Source organism: Gephyromycinifex aptenodytis (assembly GCF_012277275.1).
GTDB lineage: Bacteria > Actinomycetota > Actinomycetes > Actinomycetales > Dermatophilaceae > Gephyromycinifex > Gephyromycinifex aptenodytis.
In genome coordinates this window covers 1,024,661-1,042,177 of sequence record NZ_CP051155.1, presented here as the reverse complement: position 1 = coordinate 1,042,177, position 17,517 = coordinate 1,024,661, and the positions used below count along the sequence as shown (strand labels likewise).

The 17,517-nt window shown below is 68.4% G+C and carries 16 protein-coding genes; 10 read left to right on the top strand and 6 right to left on the bottom strand.

Annotated features, from left to right (window positions below):
- Positions 1-23 precede the first annotated feature (23 nt).
- Positions 24-1,475 (top strand): threonine synthase, encoded by a 1,452-nt coding sequence (thrC, locus tag G9V96_RS04390; protein ID WP_168581946.1) that lies wholly within the window; start codon positions 24-26, stop codon positions 1,473-1,475.
- Positions 1,476-1,596: 121 nt separating this feature from the next.
- On the opposite strand, the gene wecB is transcribed toward thrC, so the two are convergent.
- On the bottom strand, positions 1,597-2,679 hold the full coding sequence (gene wecB / locus G9V96_RS04385) for a non-hydrolyzing UDP-N-acetylglucosamine 2-epimerase (protein WP_168581945.1): 1,083 nt from the start codon (positions 2,677-2,679) through the stop codon (positions 1,597-1,599).
- A gap of 249 nt (positions 2,680-2,928) precedes the next feature.
- On the opposite strand from wecB, the gene G9V96_RS04380 reads away from it, so the two are divergent.
- The 3 genes from G9V96_RS04380 (at position 2,929) to G9V96_RS04370 (ending at position 6,985) form a co-directional block, all read left to right on the top strand.
- A complete protein-coding gene (locus G9V96_RS04380; RefSeq protein ID WP_168581944.1) occupies positions 2,929-4,023 on the top strand; it encodes a DegT/DnrJ/EryC1/StrS family aminotransferase in 1,095 nt (364 codons plus the stop codon).
- Positions 4,023-5,012, top strand: coding sequence for a Gfo/Idh/MocA family protein (locus G9V96_RS04375; RefSeq protein WP_168581943.1), 990 nt, complete (start codon positions 4,023-4,025; stop codon positions 5,010-5,012). The genes G9V96_RS04380 and G9V96_RS04375 overlap by 1 nt, the downstream gene beginning before the upstream one ends.
- Positions 5,013-5,194: 182 nt before the next feature.
- On the top strand, positions 5,195-6,985 hold the full coding sequence (locus G9V96_RS04370; RefSeq protein WP_168581942.1) for a SpoIID/LytB domain-containing protein: 1,791 nt from the start codon (positions 5,195-5,197) through the stop codon (positions 6,983-6,985).
- A gap of 75 nt (positions 6,986-7,060) precedes the next feature.
- On the opposite strand, the gene G9V96_RS04365 is transcribed toward G9V96_RS04370, so the two are convergent.
- Positions 7,061-7,729: a CoA transferase subunit B gene (locus tag G9V96_RS04365; protein WP_168581941.1), complete on the bottom strand. Its 669-nt coding sequence runs from the start codon at positions 7,727-7,729 to the stop codon at positions 7,061-7,063.
- Positions 7,729-8,544 (bottom strand): CoA transferase subunit A, encoded by an 816-nt coding sequence (locus G9V96_RS04360; RefSeq protein ID WP_168581940.1) that lies wholly within the window; start codon positions 8,542-8,544, stop codon positions 7,729-7,731. The genes G9V96_RS04365 and G9V96_RS04360 overlap by 1 nt, the downstream gene beginning before the upstream one ends.
- A 138-nt stretch (positions 8,545-8,682) precedes the next feature.
- Here G9V96_RS04360 and G9V96_RS04355 point away from each other — a divergent pair, with 138 nt between their 5' ends.
- Positions 8,683-10,167 carry a peptidoglycan-binding domain-containing protein gene (locus G9V96_RS04355; RefSeq protein WP_168581939.1) on the top strand — a complete coding sequence of 495 codons (1,485 nt, stop codon included), beginning with the start codon at positions 8,683-8,685 and terminating at the stop codon, positions 10,165-10,167.
- Between the two features lie 4 nt (positions 10,168-10,171).
- On the opposite strand, the gene G9V96_RS04350 is transcribed toward G9V96_RS04355, so the two are convergent.
- The gene (locus G9V96_RS04350; RefSeq protein ID WP_168581938.1) at positions 10,172-10,924 is read right to left on the bottom strand and encodes a TIGR03089 family protein; all 753 of its coding nucleotides are present in this window, start codon (positions 10,922-10,924) and stop codon (positions 10,172-10,174) included.
- Positions 10,925-11,004: 80 nt separating this feature from the next.
- On the opposite strand from G9V96_RS04350, the gene G9V96_RS04345 reads away from it, so the two are divergent.
- Both G9V96_RS04345 and G9V96_RS04340 read left to right on the top strand, forming a co-directional pair.
- Positions 11,005-12,102, top strand: coding sequence for a hypothetical protein (locus G9V96_RS04345; RefSeq protein ID WP_168581937.1), 1,098 nt, complete (start codon positions 11,005-11,007; stop codon positions 12,100-12,102).
- A gap of 23 nt (positions 12,103-12,125) precedes the next feature.
- Positions 12,126-13,067 (top strand): DNA-3-methyladenine glycosylase family protein, encoded by a 942-nt coding sequence (locus G9V96_RS04340; RefSeq protein WP_168581936.1) that lies wholly within the window; start codon positions 12,126-12,128, stop codon positions 13,065-13,067.
- Positions 13,068-13,084: 17 nt separating this feature from the next.
- Here G9V96_RS04340 and G9V96_RS04335 read toward each other — a convergent pair whose 3' ends face one another.
- On the bottom strand, positions 13,085-14,080 hold the full coding sequence (locus G9V96_RS04335) for a 2-phospho-L-lactate transferase CofD family protein (protein WP_168581935.1): 996 nt from the start codon (positions 14,078-14,080) through the stop codon (positions 13,085-13,087).
- Between the two features lie 515 nt (positions 14,081-14,595).
- On the opposite strand from G9V96_RS04335, the gene G9V96_RS04330 reads away from it, so the two are divergent.
- Positions 14,596-14,862, top strand: coding sequence for a WhiB family transcriptional regulator (locus G9V96_RS04330; protein WP_168581934.1), 267 nt, complete (start codon positions 14,596-14,598; stop codon positions 14,860-14,862).
- A 286-nt stretch (positions 14,863-15,148) separates the two neighbouring features.
- Here G9V96_RS04330 and G9V96_RS04325 read toward each other — a convergent pair whose 3' ends face one another.
- Positions 15,149-15,574 (bottom strand): metallopeptidase family protein, encoded by a 426-nt coding sequence (locus G9V96_RS04325; RefSeq protein ID WP_226913468.1) that lies wholly within the window; start codon positions 15,572-15,574, stop codon positions 15,149-15,151.
- Positions 15,575-15,645: 71 nt separating this feature from the next.
- Between G9V96_RS04325 and G9V96_RS04320 the strand changes: the two genes are divergently transcribed.
- Both G9V96_RS04320 and G9V96_RS04315 read left to right on the top strand, forming a co-directional pair.
- Positions 15,646-16,062, top strand: coding sequence for a DUF3499 domain-containing protein (locus tag G9V96_RS04320; RefSeq protein ID WP_210424500.1), 417 nt, complete (start codon positions 15,646-15,648; stop codon positions 16,060-16,062).
- Positions 16,063-16,092: 30 nt separating this feature from the next.
- Positions 16,093-17,514: a phosphomannomutase/phosphoglucomutase gene (locus G9V96_RS04315; protein ID WP_168581931.1), complete on the top strand. Its 1,422-nt coding sequence runs from the start codon at positions 16,093-16,095 to the stop codon at positions 17,512-17,514.
- Positions 17,515-17,517 lie beyond the last annotated feature (3 nt).

Sequence of the window (17,517 nt, the reverse complement as noted above, 5' to 3'; positions counted from 1 at the left end):
CGCAGGCCCCCTACCCTGGGGGCGTGCGCTATCTCTCTACTCGTGATGCCAGTGGCGATGCCTCGCAGCAGTTCTGCGACATCCTGATCGGCGGTCTGGCCCCTGACGGCGGCCTGTACCTGCCCCAGAGCTACCCGCAGGTGGACGCTGCGACGCTCGCGGACTGGCGGCGCATCCTGAACGAGGAGGGCTACCCGGCGCTGGCGCACGCGGTCCTCACGCTGTTCATCGACGACATCCCCAGTGATGATCTGCGGGGTATCTGCGAACGCGCCTACACCGCAGAAAAGTTCATGACCGAGGAGATCGTCCCGGTCACGCACCTGGATGACCGTCTGTTCATCGGGCACCTCAGCAACGGCCCCACCGCCGCGTTCAAGGACATGGCAATGCAACTGCTGGGGGAGCTGTTCGAATACGAACTCACCCGGCGCGACAGTTCGCTGGCGATCCTGGGCGCAACCAGCGGCGACACCGGCAGCTCGGCCATCTTCGCGATGAAGGGCCGCGAGCGGATCCACGTTTTCATGCTGAGCCCCTCCGGGCGCATGACGCCGTTCCAGCAAGCCCAGATGTTCAGCGTCGACGATCCAAAGGTCGTCAACATGGCCGTGCAAGGCGTATTCGACGACTGCCAGGACATCGTCAAGCACGTCGCTTCCGACCTGGACTTCAAAGAGCTCCACCGCCTCGGCGCGGTCAACTCGATCAACTGGGCGCGACTGCTCGCGCAGGTCGTGTACTACGTCGCGTGCTGGCTGCGCGCCACCGAGGGTCAGCCCGACGCCGAAACTCAGAAGGTGTCGTTCTCGGTGCCCACCGGCAACTTCGGTGACGTCTGCGCGGGGCACGTCGCACGGTGCATGGGCGTGCCGATCGAGGCCCTGGTCGTCGCGACCAACGAGAACGACGTCCTCGACGAGTTCTTCCGCACCGGCGTCTACCGCGTTCGCACGAATTCCGAGACGCAGGAGACCTCCTCGCCGTCCATGGACATCTCCAAGGCCAGCAATTTCGAGCGCTTCGTCTTCGACCTGCTCGGCCGCGACGGCGCCCGCATCGCCGAGCTGTTCGGCGGGCTCGGCACCGGCGAGGGTTTCGACCTATCCGATGACCCCGCATTCGGAAAGGCCCGCTCGGAGTACGGATTCCTCTCCGGCGCATCGACGCACGCCGACCGGATTGCCACGATCGCGGCCGTCGAGAAGAAGTATGGGGTCCTCGTCGACCCGCACACCGCCGATGCTCTCAAGGTCGCGTTCGACGTGCTCGACGCGGGCGAGGTGTCCTCCCCGATCGTCGTGCTGGAGACGGCTCTGCCGGTGAAGTTCGCCCAGACCATCGTCGAGGCCGTCGGGCGCGAACCCGAAGTGCCCGAGGCCTTCGCCTACCTTGCCGACGCCGAGCGTCACGTCATGCAGATCCCCAACGACGCCGAGATCGTCAAAAAGGTCATCGTCGAGACGCTCACCTGAACCTCAGCTCGTCCTGCGTCGTCGTGACGCGCATGATTCCGGACCGCCCGAGGCGGCCCGGAAAACTCGCTCGCGCTTCGGATCAGCGTCCACCCGCGCGCCAAGGCGGGTGGACGCGAGCTCAGCGCGCCTTGTCGATGAGTACCTGCGCGACGCGGTCGGCAGTGTGGCCGTCGCCGTAGGGGGTGCCGCGCTCGGCGGTGGGGGCGGGGCGAACAGCGACATGGGGGAGCTGGGTGAGGTCGTTGTCGAGAATGTTCCAGCCGTTCTCCAGCGTCTCGACCCATTCGGTCTCGGGTCGGATCGTGGTGCACGGCGTGCCGAGGAGGAAGGCCTCCTTCTGCAGGCCGCCGGAGTCCGTGACGACGCCCGCAGCGCCCATGACGGCGCGCACCATCTGCGGGTAGGCCAGCGGAGAGGTGCCGAACAGCGACCCGCCCTCCAGCGACAGTCCGTGTTCCGTGGCCTTGGCGACCAGGCGCGGGTGGGCCAACAGGATCACCGGAGCGGGGGCAGCGCGCAGCCCGTCGAGCACGGCCGCGAGGCGCTCCTTGGTATCGGTGTTGTCAGGGCGGTGGATCGTGGCCAGCAGGTACGGCTGCTCCAGGTCGATGGACCCGGCTCCCGAGACGTCCAGCGCGTCGGCCAGGGGGGTGTCGGCCACGGTGTCGCGCACCATGTGGCACACGTCGGTCATGACATCACCGACCATGACGCTGCGTTCGGCCAGGCCCTCGTGCGCGAGGTGCTTCATCGCCTCCTCGGTGGGGGCGAGCAGCAGATCGGCGGCGTGGTCGGTGAGAACCCGGTTGTGCTCCTCGGGCATGCGCCGGTTGAACGAGCGCAGCCCGGCCTCCAGGTGGGCGATGGGCAGGTGCATCTTGACCGCTGAGACCGCCGCGGCCAGCGTCGAATTGGTGTCGCCGTAGACGAGCACCCAGTCGGGCTGGTGCTCCTGCAACACCGGGTCGAGACCAGCGAGCATCGTGCCGGTCTGCACACCGTGGCTGCCCGAGCCGACGCCCAGGTGCACATCCGGGTCTGGAATGCCGAGGTCCTGGAAGAACACATCCGACATCACCGCGTCGTAGTGCTGACCCGTGTGGACGATGACGTGCTCCACGCCCGCCGCCGTGAGCGCCGTGGCGACAGGGCCGAGCTTGACGAACTGCGGACGTGCACCGACGACACTCAGGACCTTCATGTGGGGTGACCTTCCATGTGCAAACGAGGGGCGACTGTAGGCTGGCCGTCAGTGACGGTCGAGCCGGTCGTCGCCCATTCTGCCCTGAAGGTCACATCCAGGAGCTACCGCCACCGCGTCGAGTGATCGGCGCCCCAGGCGAAAGAAAACGGGCGACGGGCCAGGTGCGTCCGCCCGCACGAGCAGGGGCCCCGCGACCAAAGTGGGTCCCCAACGAACAGCGGTACGCCTGGAAGGGGCCTCTCCGACATGACCGACTTCATCCCTCCTGCTAAACCCCTCATCGGTGATGAGGAGCGCGCAGCGGTCGACCGAGTGCTGCAGAGCGGCATGATCGCACAGGGCCCGGAGGTCAAGGCGTTCGAGGAAGAGTTCGCTGCGCACTTCGGCCTGGGCCGTGAATGCGTCGCCGTCAACTCCGGAACGTCGGGGCAGCACCTGGGTCTTCTCTCCTCGGGCGTGGGCCCGGGCGACGAAGTGATCGTGCCCTCCTTCACGTTCGCCGCGACCGCCAACTCCGTGGCACTCACCGGCGCGACCCCCGTGTTCGCCGACATCGAGCCCGGATCGTTCTGCCTGGATGCTGCCAGCGTCGAGTCCGCGATCACCGAGCGCACCGTCGGGATCATGCCGGTGCACCTCTACGGACACCCGGCCAACATGCCGGCGCTGCAGGCGCTGGCAGACAAGCATGGCCTGATGATTTTCGAAGACGCCGCGCAGGCTCACGGCGCCTCGCTGAACGGGACCCCGGTGGGTGCCTTCGGCACGTTCGGCATGTTCAGCCTGTACCCGACCAAGAACATGACCTCGGGTGAGGGTGGCATGGTTTCTTGCGCTGACGCCGAGGTCGCCCGCAAGGTGCGTCTCTACCGCAACCAGGGGATGGAAAAGCAGTACCACAACGAGGTCGTCGGCCTGAACAACCGGATGACCGACATCCACGCCGCGATCGGCCGCGAACAGCTCAAGAAGGTCGACGCCTGGACGGCCAAGCGCCAGCAGAACGCCGCTTTCCTCAGCGCCAACCTCGAAGGCGTCGTCGTGCCCTCGGTGGCCCAGGGGGCGGTGCACGTCTACCACCAGTACACGATTCGGGTTCCGGAGGGCCGCGACGACTTCTCCGCCGCGCTCAAGAGCGAATACAACATCGGCTCCGGCATGTTCTACCCGGTGCCCAACCACCGCTTGGCGCCCTTCGCGGCAAGCTCACACCCCGAGCTTCCGGAGACCGAGAAGGCAGCTCGTGAGTGCCTCTCGCTGCCAGTACACCCCAGCGTCGACCAGCAGGGCCTGGAGCGCATCGTGGCCGCTGTCAGCGCACTCGCGAAGGCAGGTGCGTGATGGCGAACTTGCGAGCAGGTCTGATCGGCCTGGGCATGATGGGGCGTCACCACGGACGGGTTCTGGCCGGGCTGGAGGGCGTCGACCTGGTCGCCGTCGCGGACGCCTCCGGGCAGGATCCGCACGGGGTCGCCAAGGGTCGCCCCCTGGTCGCCACCATCGAGGAACTCCTAGCCAACAAGCTCGACTACTGCATGGTCGCGGTTCCCACGATCTACCACGAGGAAGTCGGGCTCGCTCTGGCCGAGGCCGGGGTGCACGCCATGATCGAGAAGCCGCTGGCCCAGGACACCCCCTCGGCCGAGCGGATCGCCTCGGCGTTCGAGGCGAAGGGCCTGGTCGGAGCGGTCGGGCACATCGAGCGCTACAACCCCGCGTTGCAGCAGGCGCGGGCCAGGCTGGAGGCCGGCGAGCTAGGCGATGTCTACCAGATCGTCACCCGTCGCCAGGGTCCCTTCCCGGCTCGCATTGCCGACGTCGGCGTCGTGAAGGACCTGGCCACGCACGACATCGACCTCACCAGCTGGGTGCGTCAGCAGCCGTTCACCTCCGTGGCTGCCCGCACCGCCTTCCGTAGCGGCCGGGAGTTCGAGGACATGGTCTCGATCACCGGTCAGCTTGCTGACGGCACGATCACCAGCCACCTGGTGAACTGGCTCTCTCCCTTCAAGGAACGGGTCACCGTCATCACCGGCGCCAAGGGCGCGTTCATCGCCGACACCTTGACCGCAGATCTGACCTTCCACGCCAACGGTGAAATCAAGACCGTCTGGGGCGACATCGCCAACTTCCGGGGCGTCTCCGAAGGGGACGTGGTCCGCTACGCCATTGCCAAGCGGGAGCCGTTGCTGGTCGAGCACGAGAACTTCCGTGACGCCGTCCTGGGCAAGGACGCCGACATCGTCACCCTGTCCCAGGGCTTGGCGACGGTGCGGGTGGCCGAGGCTGTCATCGAATCCGCCGCGAGCGGGCGCATGATCGAGCTGTAACCAGCATTGTCGGGCACTCAGGGGCGGAGATTCTCCGCCCCTGAGGCGCGTCACGAGATAGTGAAAACCCACTGGTGAGAACGGTTTCAGGGTGAGGGTGGGGGTTGCCGCGGCGCTCGTGCCGGGTCCGGCTAGGGGCTCGTTGTGCTCAGCCACCCAGGCCTCGGGCCGATGGGGCAATCGTGACTCGTCGACCCCACAGCCGGCCCGATCACCGATTTTTTGCCGCGATGGCTGCGGCGGCGCTCACCTGCACGATGGCGCCCGGTGCCCTACCAGCCCACGCAGAGGAGGTCTCGCCCCGCCCCGCCGACGGAGTGCTCACCCTGGAAGGGCGCGGCTTCGGCCACGGCCGCGGCATGAGCCAGTGGGGTGCCTACGGAGCCGCTGACGCCGGTCTGAACTGGCAGTCGATCATCGACTTCTACTATCCGGGCGCGAAGGCTGCCACCTTGACCGACTCCTCGATGCGGGTGTGGATCTCCCGGGACAACGACGGCTCGACGATGCTGCCAGCCCAAGACGGGCTGACCTACACCGTCGGCCGCACCGCTCGCCGTCTACCCACCGGAGCCACCTACACGGCGTGGCGGATCGTGGGCGGCGCCAGCTTGGCGATGGAGTACCGCGATGCTGCTGGAATCTGGCGGCCTTACTCGGTAGGCCGACTTGGCTCCAAGACCGCCATCGTGCTGTCCGCCCCCACTGGCCGGGTGCGCGTGAGTATGCCGAACGGGCTGGTCGAGGAGTTCACCGGCTCGATCTCGGTGTTTCCCTCCGGCGGTAAGGCAATCACCGTACTCAACACGAACATGGAGAGCTATCTGCGCGGGGTGGTGCCTAGCGAGATGCCGACCTCCTGGCACTCGCAGGCGTTGGCTGCCCAGTCCGTGGCGGCCCGCACCTACGCGGCCAGCTACCGGGCGCGTAAACGTGCCGCTGGTTCGGTGTGGGATATCTGCGACACCATCACCTGTCAGGTCTACAAACCCGCGGCCAGCTACCGCGGTGCGACGCGGACCGTTCACGACAGCGCCCGTGCCGACGCCGCTATCCAAACCACCAAGGGCGCCGTGCTGCGCACGCCCTCGGGCGGCTTTGTGCACGCAGAGTTCTCCGCCAGCAACGGCGGCTACACCGTCGACGGTGGCGCGTTCTCTCAGGTTGCCAAGCCGGACCCGTACGACGGGCGGATGGCCAACACCGTGCACACCTGGTCCAAGCAGGTGAACGTGAGCACCTTGGAGAAGAAATACGGCCTGGGCACGTTGCAGACGATCCGAGTGCTGCGCCGGGACGGGAACGGCCCGCTCGGTGGCCGGGTGGGCACGGTGCGCCTGGAAGGAAGCGCTGCAACCAAGGACGTCTCCGGCGCCCAGCTTCGATCAACTCTCGGCCTGCGCTCGGACTGGTTCGCCTTCCCAGCCGTGGGCGGCGCCTCCGGCACCCAACGGCCTGGGCAAGCCGGGAAACCCGGACCGATAGCCCCAGTTGCCCCGGCGCCGGGCAAAATTCGGGCCGGCGCTGATGCGCTGCGGGTGAACTGGATCGGGGACCGCAACACCGATGTTCTCAGCCTGCGGCTGGGACGCCTCGTCGTGGCCCGGGGACTGCCCGGTGGCAAGAGCGCGTCGCCGGTGCCGGTGCCGGGCTCCCCTTCGGGCCTGACACGCCTGTTCGGGTCGGCCGACATCAGCGGTAACCGTCGCCTGGATGTCGTCGCGATCACCGCTTCAGGCCAGATGAAGGTCATGAAGGGGGCCGCCGGTGGCCGGATCGTGGGGGTCAACACCCTGGGCCGCGGTTGGTCCGGCATGACTGCGGTCCGCCTTCTGGACCTGACCGGGGACAACCGGGCCGACCTGTTGGTGCGCGATAGCGCAGGGCGAGCGTGGGTGTACCCCGGCACGGCTGCGGCTGGCTTCGGCGCCCGCTCGGCTGCGAGCAAGGCCCAGGCCAAACTGCTCGGCTGATCACCCCGAAAGCCGATGGAGCCCGGCGCAGGCCGCCGGGCTCCATCAGCTTCTGCGCATTGGGTGCGCGCGGGACTACCCGGCGGCGATGGCGTCCAACGGTGCGTCGGTCAGGTCGATGCGCAGCGGCGCCCCGGTGCGTTCACGGACCTCATCTTGGGTGACCCCGGGAGCGAGCTCGCGCAACACCAGGCCATCAGCAGTGACATCGATGACGGCCAGATCGGTGATGATGCGCTGCACGACAGCCAGCCCGGTGATGGGCAGCGTGCATTCGGGCAGAATCTTCGGCCCGCCCTTACGGTCGTTGTGTTCCATCAGCACGATGACCTTCTTGGCGCCGTGCACCAGGTCCATGGCCCCGCCCATGCCCTTGACCATCTTGCCGGGAATCATCCAGTTGGCGATGTCTCCGGCCACGCTGACCTGCATCGCGCCGAGGATGGCCGCATCGACCTTGCCGGAACGAATCATCCCGAAGCTCATCGCAGAGTCGAAGAAACTCGCGCCGCGACGAGTGGTGACGGTCTCCTTCCCGGCGTTGATCAGGTCGGGATCGACGTCCTCCTCGGCAGGGTAGGCGCCCACACCGAGGATGCCGTTCTCGGACTGCAGCACCAGTTCCACGTCGTCAGAGACATAGTTGGGGACCAGCGTCGGCAACCCGATGCCGAGGTTGACGTAGTCACCGTCGGAGAGCTCCTTGGCGGCGCGTGCCGCCATCTGCTCGCGCGTCAGGGCCATCAGTTGTCGCCTTCCTCGTTGTCGGAGCCCGCTCCGGCAGGCGGAGCCGGTGGGCGGACCGTTCGTTTCTCGATGCGCTTGCTCCTGGCTTGCTCGTGCGTCAACTCCACGACGCGCTGCACGTAGATACCCGGCAGGTGAATGTCGTCGGGGTCGAGCTCGCCGGGTTCCATGAGGTGTTCAACCTCGGCGACGGTGATTCGACCGGCCATCGCGGTCAGCGGGTTGAAGTTACGGGCAGATTTGTGGAAGACGAGGTTGCCGTGCCGGTCGCCCTTCCAGGCGCGCACCAGGCCGAAGTCGCAGGTGATGGCTTCTTCGAGGACGAACGCCCTCTCCTGACCGTCGACGGTGAAGGTGCGGGTCTCCTTGGCGGGGGAGGACATGACAACCTCACCCTGGGAGCCGTAGCGCAGTGGTAGCCCGCCGTCAGCGACCTGGGTACCAACGCCGGTCTGGGTGAAGAACGCGGCGATGCCGGAACCACCGGCGCGTAGCTTCTCCGCGAGCGTGCCCTGCGGGGTCAGCTCGACCTCGAGCTCACCGGAGAGGTACTGCCGTTCGAATTCCTTGTTCTCTCCGACGTAGGAGGCCTGGATACGAACGATGCGCTTGTCCCGAAGGAGAATGCCCAGCCCCCAGTCGTCTACGCCGCAGTTGTTCGACACCACTCGTAGCCCGGATGTGCCGGCATCGTGCAGCGCACCGATCAGGGTGGAGGGGATGCCGCACAGGCCGAACCCCCCGACCGAGAGAGAAGCACCATCGGGGATATCAGCGACCGCTTCGGCCGCGCTGGCGACGACTTTGTCCATGCCAGCGGACTCTACCGGGCTGGGCCGGTTTCGTGGCCTTCCTCACGTTGGGGGAGTCGTGGCCGATCTGGAAACAGACCGGAGCGGGTGGTTGCGCTGGGTGCGGCCGCCGGAAAAGCACGACGGAAGGCCACCCTCATGTCCCCTGCGTCCACGCGTCCTGCGCGTTTGCCGGTTCGGGCTTGTGCCGGCGCCTTGGCCGCCCTGGTGGTGCTCAGTACCGCGACCTCGGCGCTGGCCGAGGGCGACCAGCAAGACCCGGTGTCCTCGGCGCAAACCTCGACCACCGTCTCGGGCTCCGCACCGATGCTGAGCGTGCCGAAGGCGTCCCGCTCACTGCCGGCCGCGCTGGACCTCCGGCCCACCTATCAAGGAGCAACCAGTTGCGACCCGGTGGATCGCCCGGGAGCGGTTGCTTTGGGCCGGTTGCTCGTGGACACCTACGCCACGGGCCGTTTCGGGGTCTCGCGCTTGTGCACCGGGGGAGTCAGCGAGCATCACGAGGGGCGAGCCGTCGACTGGATGTTGAGCGCCGAGAACCCCACCGAACGGGCGGTCGCCACATCGACGCTGTCCTGGCTGACCGCCAACAACGGCGAGGTCGCTCGCCGGTTGGGCGTCATGTACATCATCTGGGACCGCAAAACCTGGCGCGCCTACGCACCGGAACGCGGCTGGAGCCCCTACACGGGGCCGAACCCCCATACCGATCACATCCACCTCTCCCTGACCTGGGACGGGGCGATGAAGCGCACGTCGTGGTGGACCGGCACAGCTTTGTCCCGTCCCGACTTCGGACCCTGCCGGGTCTATGCCGGTCAGCCTGCGCCGATCTACACCGGCGCGCGCACCACGCCCTGCCCTAAGACATTGCCTCCGGCTCCGGCCTCGGCCTACCCGGTGTACCTGCTGGGGGCGCGGCACGACGACATCGGGGCAGCTCAAACGGCATTGGGGATCACCGCCGACGGGCAGTTCGGGGCAGTGACCCGCAAGGCTGTTCTGGCCTACCAGGCCCGCACGGGACTGCCCCGCAGCGGGGCCTTGGACAAGGCGACCTGGGCGCGGCTGGTTCCCACCGCCGGACTCACCCGCCCGATGAGCACCGACGAACGCCCCACCCCGGCGCCTGCGCCGCCTAAGAAGGACAGCAACCCCAGCGGGACGCTGCCAGTGCCGAAGAGCGTGCCGCAGCCGCTGGGGGCGTACAAGAAGGTCGTGCTGCGACCCGGCCATGCCCGGGGTGCCGCCATCCACCACTTGCAGTTGGCGCTCGGGGTGCCGCTGAGCGGCAGGGTCGATGGGCCCACCAGCGAGGCGATCAAGGCAGTGCAGAAGCGGTGGCGGTTGGCGCCGACCGCGGTGGTCGACTTGCGGACCTGGAACCGTATCGAACTGAGCGCCTATCCATGGCTCAGCTACACCCGTATCTCCCTGCAGCGGGGTTCGGCCGGCCGCGAGGTGAGCGCGCTGCAGAGGCTGGTGGGCGTGGGTGTCGATGCTTCGTTCGGCCCCAAGACCCAGCAGGCCGTCACTCAGCTGCAGCGCCGGTACGGGTTGCCCGCCACTGGTGTGGTTTCAGAACAGACCTGGTGGGCGGCGGCGGACTGGTCGCTGCGCTGATCCCTCAGCTCGGCGACTCGGTGTCTCCGGCCTGGAGCAGCGTCGCAGACTCCACAGCGGCGATCCGCTGCAGTTCCGCTTCGCCCTGGATCGCCCCCCAGCGCGGCTCCACCAGCACCAACGAACCGTCGTTGCTCCATAGTTGCGCGGCAGCCGCGAGAGCAATACCCAGGTCTGCGGTGTGCAGCAGTCCGCGGCGCTGGGCTTGGCCGCAGGGGTCCGGTGCGAACGTCAACCGCAGATTCGGGCCGAGCAGCGCCTCGGCCTGCGGGTCGGCCTGCTGCGGCGCCTCGGCTTCATCGCCGTAGGTGGACAGCACCGCTGCTTCGTCCAAGTGCCCCGGTGGCAGCGCCACACCGGCGCTTCGAGCCAGGGACGCCGGGGTGAGCGCCACCACGTCGCCGCTTGCAGGGGTCCCGGCCAGCACGATCCGCACGTCGGCGAGATCGCCGTCGCGGGCGGCGGGGGCGCTGGGCCCCTGGGAACCTGCCACGACATGCACCGTTGCGCCCAGGCGCCAGGCGGCCAACGCCCAGTAACAAGCGCGCCAGTGCACCGGCACCTCCAGGCTGATCACCGCTGCGGGTTGGATGTCGAACTCTTCGATGAGCAGGTTCGTGGCCTTACACACCCAGTTGTTCAGCACCCGGCCGGAGAGCTCGATGCGTTCGTCTTGGGCGTACCACGTCAATCGGGGACGGCCGGTCTCTCCGCGGCCCAGGGCGCTGGAAAGGCCGTCCAGGCGTTGGATGCTCATGACCGCTTCCTAACCGACGACGCACCGTGGAGCAAATCGGCGCCTGTTGCGCGCCGGTGCGGGGGTAGGCTCGCCGCGAGATGAGTGCTCTGATTCCCCCACCAGGGCCGAGCGGCCTGCGGCTAGTCGTTCTCGACGGTCCGCGTCGCGACCATGCCCCGTTGCAGACGCAGATGCGCAACCTGGCTCGCCGCCTGATGGACGCCGGTCACGAGGTGGACGTGCTGAGTTGGGCGCACCGGGTCGGTCGTACGACGCTGCCGACCCCGGCTGCGATACGTACCGCCGACGCGGTCTTGGCGGCGCTGCCCCGACGGGCGGGGGAGATGGTGGCCCTCCAGGTGGCGCTGCGGTTGGTCGGGGGGAGACAGGCTGGGCCGCGGGTCGTGCTGCTGGCGGATCGACTTCCCGATCCCGGCGCTGCGCCGTGGCGGTTGGCGCCGGTGGCCTGGTTGCTGGCCCGAGCAGACATACTCATCGTTCCCGATGCTGCAGCCGCAGCCAGGGCGACCCGGCTGGGCGCTACGAGCGTGCGTATCGGAGTGGGGCTGCAGGCGATCTGGGACGTGGAGAGCCCGGTTCACCCGGCGCCCGAACAGGACCTGCCGCTGGAGGCTGTGGAACCGGTCGCAGTGCTGACCGGGCGTGAGTACGGACGCAAGGTTCAGCAGTGGGCCGGCGCTCGCGGAATGGCCAAGGGCAGCGACCCGGCAAGTGCCTGGGCGGCGGCCGGCGTGATCTTCGCGATCGACCTGGTGGATGAGCTCGCGGCCGCCCATGTGGCCGTCATGAGCGAATCTCGGCGTTGTCTGGCTCGCAGGTGGGGTCGGGGCCTCGGACGGGAAGTGGTCGCGCTGCCGCGCGAGCCGGAAGATGCCACGGTCGGCGTCTTGGGTCGGGTCTACCCCGATGGCTGTACCGCGGGAAATGTCCAGGACACACTGCAACTGGCTCGGCGGGTGCTCATGCCCGGGGGCGTGGTGGTGCTCACCGTGCCGCTGGGCGCGGGCGAGGTCGGCGGTTGTGACGTGGCCGGGTTGCACGCCCTGGAGGCGTGGGCCGACGACTGCGGTTTGGCGCTCGTCGGGGATTTGTCCCGAGCGTTGCCGCGGGCCAGCGCGTTGCGAGAGGCGGACGGGGTCTACGGACTGGTTCGCTTGACCTTCCGTCGCCGGTGAGCGCGAGCTGTCGAGATCACGGCGTGACCGGCCACAACGCAGAAGCCAGCCGCACCTGGGCGCCCGGATTTGCCGTGGACGTCAGGTTGACGTTGAAGGTTATGCGGCGCGGCGCGGGGGACCCCACCTGGCTGGAGCCCGGTGACGGCACCCTGATCAAGGGCTGGCAGACCCCGTGCGGGCCGGTGGCGGTGCAACTGCTCGCACCCGCCGCTCACCCGGGCATGCAGCTCACCGCGCGGGCCTGGGGGCCTGGGCGCCAATGGATCCTGGATCGCCTACCGGAGGTCCTCGGGGCGCAGGACGACCCCAGCGGGTTCGCACCTCTTCATCCGGTCGTCGCGCAGGCCGCGCGGCGCTTCGAGGCTTGGCGAGTTCCCAAGACCGGCCTGGTGCTGGAGGCGTTGGTGCCCTCGATCATCGAGCAACTCGTCACCGGGGTGGAGGCGTTCGGGGCCTACCGCCGCCTGGTGCGGCGCTACGGCGCCCCGGCTCCCGGCCCGTGGGGCGAACGCGGGCTCCGGGTGGCCCCACAGGCCCAGGAGTGGGCGCGGATCCCGTCCTGGGGGTGGCTCGAAGCGGGAGTCGATGCGCGCCGGGCCGAGACCGCCTGCGGGGCTGTGGCTCGCGCTGGAAGAGTGCAGGAGTGCGCGGACCTTCCGCTGCCGCAGGCTCGCGCCCGGCTGCTGGCTCTTCGCGGTGTTGGGCGGTGGACCGTCGCTGAGGTTGCCCATGTGGCGCTCGGCGATGCCGACGCGGTCAGCTTCGGGGATTACCACGTGGCTGCTGACATGGGGTGGGCCTTGACCGGCCGGCCCGTCGATGACGATCAGTTGGAGGTGCTGCTGCGCCCGTACGCCCCGCACCGCTACCGAGTACAGCGGCTGCTGGAGCTGGCCGGGCATCGGCGGCCCCGCCGCGGTCCGCGCGCGACCATCCGCAGCCACACCCCGACCCGCCGGTGAGCGGGCCGGGCCGAGGCTCAGCGGTGGGTCTGGATCCACTCCAGGACGGCGCCGGCCAGGGCAGCGCCAGCGTGGGCGTCAGGCATGTCCACGTCGATCCTCAGCGGGGACACCCCGCGCGGGGACCGGCCTTCCTGGTCTGCCCAAGCCGTGAGGAAGTCGGCGAACAGCTCGCCGATCGCTGCGGGCGTGGCCGGCGTGCCGAGCGCCGACACCGCTGCGGCCGTGCGCGAACCAGGCTGCATCGTCGGGGCGATCCCGAGCACGGGGGCGGAGGTTCCGCGCAGCGCATCGCGCATCCCCGGCAGCGCCAGCATGGTCCCGAACGTTCGCACCGGGCAGCCCGGGGCGAGCACGACAGCGTCGGCACCGCGGATGGCGTCCAAGGTCTCTGGGGCCGGGCGGGCGCGGTCCAGGCCCACTGCGGAGAAGCGCAGCGGGCTCTGGGGGTGCAGGTGGTGGGCCCATTCTTGGACGTGGACCGCCTGCAGACTGCTGCGGGCCTCGCCGGGATCGATCTCGGCCTGCTCGCGCCCTGCCGCCGCAGTCGCAAGACTGTCAGGAGCGACATCGCTGCGGCCGGTGTCGACGACGACATGGGTCTCGATCGGTTCATCAGACATCGGCAGCAGCCGCGCCCCGATATTGAGCGAGCGGGCCATCTGCTGCGTCGCCTCGGAAAGGCTCATCGCCTGCCCCAGCCATTGACTGCGCAGCACTGCGGCGGCCAAACCTGCATCCGACACGGGGAACCAGCTGGGGGAGGCGCCCAAGGCGAGCAGGTGCCGGCGTACCGGGGAGTCGCCGGGCACCTGCCCGGGCCAGCCGTGCCCGACAGGGTCGAGCGCAGCGCTCAGCCCGTCCACGTCCGGGCAGAACCGCAAGCCGTACACGGTGGCGTCGGAGGACGTATTGGCCACGACGCACAACTGGTCTTCGAGGCCCATGCGTTGACGCAGGGCCCGAACCAGTCGAGCCCCACCCAGACCTCCGGCCAGAACAGTGAGCTTCATGGCAGGCAGTCTCTCAGGCACCGAGCGAGGGTGGGTCGGCGTGTCGGCCGTGCGGCCGCGTGCCGATGTGCTCCCGCGCGAAAAAAATCTGTAGCCGCTTCGCCCGGGTGTACCGCCGGTTCCGGGTCGGTAGCGGGGGTGTGATCTCCATCAATCTCCACTCGGTGTGACGGGTCCGATCACGGGTGCCACGACACGCCAGTGGGCCTGCGCAGACTGGCTTCTCGACCGGTTCCGCCAGGGCCTGCGAAGGGCCGAAATCAGCGCCTGAAAAACCCCCCAATTGGGCGTCTGACCGGGTCATTCGTCCAACATGCAAAGTCTTGCAGCATAAGAGAACCCGGCTTGACTTCGTGGGATGACACGCGTGTAATTCTCGTGTTGTCGCTCCTGCGTTGCACCACTTCGGGCGTCGTTCAGGCCGGGTTGTCCCGGCTCGGATCGCCGGGGCCGCACCGCATCTCACTGCCGGGCCGAGCCGGCGGGGTCACGGCGACCGGACGTAAGGAGGGGTCATGAACGAACTGTTGCTCATCACCGGGGGTGACGTGCCAGAGGAGACGCAACTCTCCTGGCAGGACCGGGCGTTGTGCGCTCAGACGGACCCTGAGGCGTTCTTTCCTGAAAAGGGCGGTTCGACTCGCGAGGCCAAGCGGGTGTGCGTGGGGTGTGACGTACGCGCCGAGTGCCTGGAGTACGCGCTGGCTCACGACGAGCGGTTCGGCATCTGGGGTGGGTTGTCCGAACGCGAGCGTCGCAAGCTGAAGAAGCGCGCTGTCTGAGCAGTACCGAGTGATCGGATCACTCACCGAACCTTGCTGGGGGCTGGGCCTCGCGGAGACATTCGCGAAGACTCAGCCCTCAGCGGCGTTTCGGGTGGTCGGGCAGCGACGAGAGCAATAATCCCCTCGGGTGGCCGGCAGCGCCGCGGCGGCGGCTTCCGGTGCGTATGAGCGTGCGCATCCAGCGGGAGGGTGCTTGAGCCGGCGCGGTGCCGCAGAGGAGTCTGCGGGAACGGCCCGGTCTCTGGCCTGGGCCACAATGCGCGTTGGCTTCCGTTCGCCTGCCTCAGTCGTCGTAGCCGTCGCGGTGGTAGTTCGGGTCCAAGGTGGAGGGCTCGACGCCAAGCGCGCCGGCCAACTGCTCCACGACGATGTCATTGACGATGGCAGCCAGATCGATCGGGTCCTCCACGCGGGTCTCGATCGGGCGCCGATAGAGCACCACCCGGGGCGGCAGGTCGCCGTCGGCCGGGAAGAGCCTGCTCAACGGAACCTGGCGAGCCTCCCACGGGGAAGGATCTGAGGGCGGGACCATCTCGACGGCAAATTCCACCTCACCGATTCCGACCCGGCGTTCGATGCGCTCCACCGCGTCCAGCACCAGGTCGTCGAAAGCGGCAGAACGGCTGGTCATCGCGGGTACACGCGGCCACGCGAGGGGGCCGCGAACCCCCCGCCCGTGCCGGTCACGACGTTGGCGAGCGGTCGGCATGTACGCAACTCTACGGCGTGGTGGGAGGAAGGCTGCGGCACCTGCCGGTTACAGTCGTGGGCGTGAGTCTCATGCGTCGGTGTTCTCGAACAGCCTGCGGGCGTGCGGCCGTCGCCACGCTCACCTACGTCTACGGGGAGCAGACGGCGGTCCTTGGTCCGTTGGCGACTTTTGCCGAACCCCACACCTATGACCTGTGCGCGTTCCACGCCGAACGACTGACAGCCCCCCAAGGCTGGGAGTTGGTGCGCCTGGCTGCACACTTCGAAGAAGCCCCCGAGGGCGGCGACGACCTGCTCGCGGTCGCTGACGCGGTGCGGGAACGCCGCCCCACCCCTGCCCAGGAGTCCGACCCGGAGCCGCTGCCCGGCTTCGACGAGACTTCCCCCCAGCAGGTTGCGCGCACCGCCGGAACCAGGGGCACTTACCCCCTGCCTGGCAGCGCCGGCCACCAACACGGCCACCTGAGGATCCTGCGGGAGGAGTGAGCCCGAGCCGGAGCGGCTAGGCTGGGCCGAGTGAATGCCTCGCCTATCCGATTGGCCGAATTCATCAAGGCCTACGACGTCCGCGGCACTGTGCCGGATCAGCTCAACGCACGGGTCGCCACCGCCCTGGGTTCTGCGTTCGCGCAAGTGATCGCGCTTGCGCAGGACGCTGACGGGATCGTCGTCGGTCATGACATGCGCCCCAGCTCACCGGAGCTCTCCCGGGCCTTCGCCGAGGGTGCCCGCGCCCACGGCCTGGATGTGACCCTCATCGGCCTGTGCTCCACCGATGGGTTGTACTACGCCAGTGGCGCTCTGGACCTGCCCGGCGCGATGTTCACCGCCAGCCACAACCCCGCCCAGTACAACGGGATCAAGATGTGCCGCAGCGGCGCTCGACCCGTGGGACAGGATTCCGGGCTTGCCGAGATCAGCGAGCTGGCACAACACATCCTGGATTTGGGTGATGCGGTCCCGATGACGAAGCAGGCGCCCGGACGCATCGTCGAACGCGACCTGTTGGGCGATTACGGGGCATTCCTTCGGGACTTGGTCGACCTGCGTCAGATCCGCCCGTTGAAGGTCGTCGTGGACGCCGGCAACGGGATGGGCGGGCACACCGTGCCAAGCGTGTTGGCCGACCTGCCGCTGGAGGTGGTGCCGCTGTACTTCGAACTCGACGGCACCTTCCCCAACCACGAGGCCAACCCCCTGGAGCCAGAGAACCTGCGCGATCTGCAGCGGGCTGTCCTCGAGCATGGGGCTGACATCGGGCTTGCCTTCGACGGCGACGCCGACCGCTGCTTCGTCGTCGACGAGCGGGGGGAGCCGATCAGCCCCTCTGCCATCACCGCTTTGGTGGCTACCCGTGAGATCGACAAAGAGGTCGCTGCCGGTACCCCGGCCGGCGAGGTCGCGGTCGTCTACAACGTCATCTCCAGCAGGGCAGTCGGAGAGATCATCGCCGAGCGTGGCGCGCGCGGGGTGCGCACCAGGGTCGGGCATTCCTTCATCAAGGGGGAGATGGCACGCCAAGGCGCGGTCTTCGGTGGCGAACACTCCGCCCACTACTACTTCCGGGACTTCTGGTTCGCCGACACCGGGATGCTGGCCGCCCTGCACGTCCTGGCGGCCCTGGGCGAGCAGGAGGGCACGCTGTCCCAACTGGTGGCCGAGTTCGCCCGCTACAACGCCTCCGGGGAGATCAACTCCACCGTGCAGGACGTTGCCGTGGCGGCCCAGCGCGTTCAGTCTTGGGCCGACGCGCTCGATGAAGACGTGCTCGTCGACCGCCTCGACGGGCTGACGATCAGTGGCACCAGCACCCCGATGTGGTGGTTCAACCTGCGTCCCAGTAACACCGAGCCGCTGTTGCGGCTCAACGTCGAAGCCGAGGACGAGGCCACCATGCAGCGTGTGCGCGACGACGTCCTCGCTGTCGTACGCGCCTGACCA